The 257-nt window shown below is 52.5% G+C and carries 1 tRNA gene and 1 rRNA gene; both read left to right on the top strand.

Features of this window, described 5'->3' with window-relative positions:
• Positions 1-119, top strand: a 16S ribosomal RNA gene (locus tag C3Y15_RS31595); the annotation flags it as partial.
• A gap of 64 nt (positions 120-183) precedes the next feature.
• A tRNA-Ile gene (locus C3Y15_RS31590) sits at positions 184-257 on the top strand.

The following is a 257-nucleotide window of genomic DNA, read 5'->3' as shown; positions in this document are numbered from 1 at the left end:
TTTTACCAGAAGTGGCTAGTCTAACCGCAAGGAGGACGGTCACCACGGTAGGATTCATGACTGGGGTGAAGTCGTAACAAGGTAGCCGTATCGGAAGGTGCGGCTGGATCACCTCCTTTCCAGAGCTATCTCGCAAAGTTGAGCGCTCACGCTTATCGGCTGTAAATTTAAAGACAGACTCAGGGGTCTGTAGCTCAGTCGGTTAGAGCACCGTCTTGATAAGGCGGGGGTCGTTGGTTCGAATCCAACCAGACCCA

Origin of the sequence: Burkholderia sp. B10, assembly GCF_004368385.1 — a bacterium.
In the GTDB taxonomy this organism is placed as follows: domain Bacteria; phylum Pseudomonadota; class Gammaproteobacteria; order Burkholderiales; family Burkholderiaceae; genus Burkholderia; species Burkholderia vietnamiensis.
The sequence above is the reverse complement of the archived record's forward strand: the minus strand, read 5'-3'. Positions and strand labels throughout refer to the sequence as shown.